3 protein-coding genes are annotated in these 1908 nt (G+C 60.0%); 2 read left to right on the top strand and 1 reads right to left on the bottom strand.

The window, feature by feature from the left end; translation table 11 throughout:
- Positions 1–81: 81 nt before the first annotated feature.
- On the bottom strand, positions 82–540 hold the full coding sequence (locus tag ABIZ35_RS07575) for a helix-turn-helix domain-containing protein (protein WP_348219275.1): 459 nt from the start codon (positions 538–540) through the stop codon (positions 82–84).
- Between the two features lie 146 nt (positions 541–686).
- Here ABIZ35_RS07575 and ABIZ35_RS07570 point away from each other — a divergent pair, with 146 nt between their 5' ends.
- Positions 687–1544 (top strand): SDR family oxidoreductase, encoded by an 858-nt coding sequence (locus ABIZ35_RS07570; protein WP_348219274.1) that lies wholly within the window; start codon positions 687–689, stop codon positions 1542–1544.
- 147 nt (positions 1545–1691) lie between these two features.
- On the top strand, positions 1692–1908 hold a 217-nt coding region (locus ABIZ35_RS07565), incomplete at its 3' end, for a MerR family transcriptional regulator (RefSeq protein ID WP_348219273.1).

Here is a 1908-nt window from a genome sequence, read left to right as displayed (position 1 = left end):
CCCAGAATTGGGGCGGAGGGGCCATTCTAATCCTGTGGGGCGGAGGGGCCATCTTCTCCCGGGGCGGAGGGGACGAAAAATTCAAGATGTTTGGAAGACGGCTTTCGCTGATGAGCTTTCGCGGGCGTCATAGGACGCCCGGTTCGTCCGAATCGCGCCCCGGTTATTCTCCGACCACAGCGCAAGCGCCGTGAGTGGTTCGATGAGCGTGTCTCCCAGCACGGTCAGCTCGTATTCGACGCGCATGGGGACGGAGGGGTATACGAACCGTTCGACCAGGCCATCGCGCTCCAACTGGCGCAGGGTGTGCGTGAGCATACGCTGCGAAATTCCATCGATCCGGCGACGCATGTCGCTGAAACGCAGACGGCCGTCGCGCAGTTCGACGACCACGAGGACGCTCCATTTATCCCCCACCCGATCTAAGATATCCCGCATCGGGCACATCTCTTCATCGCTCATGGGCGTATCGCTCGCCATTGCTTTACGCCGAGCGCTGGACAGAGAAATTAATTTTTCGTCGGCGATGATCGTCTTCACTCTCAAACCTCCCATAGGTTACTTTTTCGTAACCTCGTAATAAAAAAGTGCCGTCTTGACGACGCCCTATGTCATAAGAGTACCATAGTCACAAGAAGTTACCAACTTCCATGAGAGAACTCAACCATCAAAGCGGAGGAAATATTATGATTGCTGTGACTGGCGCGACGGGAAAACTGGGACGACTTGTGATTGCGGCGCTGCTGGAGAAGGTTCCGGCGGGCGAGATTATCGCCGCTGTTCGGAACCCGGAGAAGGCCGAGGAGTTCGCCGCGCTTGGAGTTCAGGTGCGGCATGCGGATTATACAAAGCCCGAGACGCTGACGGCGGCATTTGCCGGGGCGACCAAGGTACTGCTGATCTCATCGAGCGAGCTGGGCGCTCCGCGTCTGGCCCAGCATCAGGCCGTCATCGACGCCGCTAAAAACGCAGGCGTGGAACTTCTGGCCTACACAAGCATTCTGCGCGCCGATACTTCGATCCTCGCACTGGCGGCGGACCATAAGGCGACGGAAAAGAAGATCCAGGAATCGGATGTCCCCTTCGTCTTTCTGCGCAACGGCTGGTATCTGGAGAACCACACCGAGCAGCTCGGGTCCGCCCTGGAGCACGGCGCGATCCTCGGCTCCGCAGGCGACGGCCGTTTCGCGGCGGCGGCCCGCGCCGACTTCGCGGCGGCCGCAGCCGTCGTCTTGAGCGAGCCCGGCCATGAGAACAAAATCTACGAGCTGGCCGGCGACACGTCGTACACCTACTCCGAGCTGGCCGCCGAGGTCTCCCGGCAGTCTGGAAAGACCGTCGTTTACAACAACCTTCCTCCGGAAGATTACAAGAATATCTTACTAAGCTTCCACCTGCCCGCCGAGATCGTAGAGATCTATGTGGGTTCGGACCTCGACGCCGCCGAGGGCGAGCTGGACAGCGACTCGCACGACTTGAGCACGCTGACCGGCCGCCCTACCGTCTCACTCGCAGACGCCGTGACCGCCGCTCTCGCCTCTTAAGCAAGAATTCAAGACCGTCATCGCCGCCCCAGACATGGCCGGCGATGACGGTTTTTCGACGTTTTCACACGACCGCGAAAAATATTTCCCCTAACCCCTTGACCCTCACGCCGCGTTACCCTGTAAACTGCATTCGTGGCCACAAAATTGACTGACAAGAAAATCCGAGCGACGACGCGAGAGACCTGGACGGTCGGACGCCTCGCGCAGCTGGCGGGGACGACGATCCGTACGCTTCGCTATTACGACGAGATCGGCCTGCTTGCGCCATCGGGACGCAGTGAGGGTGGATACCGCCTTTACGACGCCGATGACGTAGTGCGCCTCGGGCAGATCCAGCTGCTGCGCGGCGCCGGGTTCTCGC

It is taken from the genome of Capsulimonas sp., assembly GCF_039929585.1.
GTDB lineage: Bacteria > Armatimonadota > Armatimonadia > Armatimonadales > Capsulimonadaceae > Capsulimonas.
The sequence above is the reverse complement of the archived record's forward strand: the minus strand, read 5'-3'. Positions and strand labels throughout refer to the sequence as shown.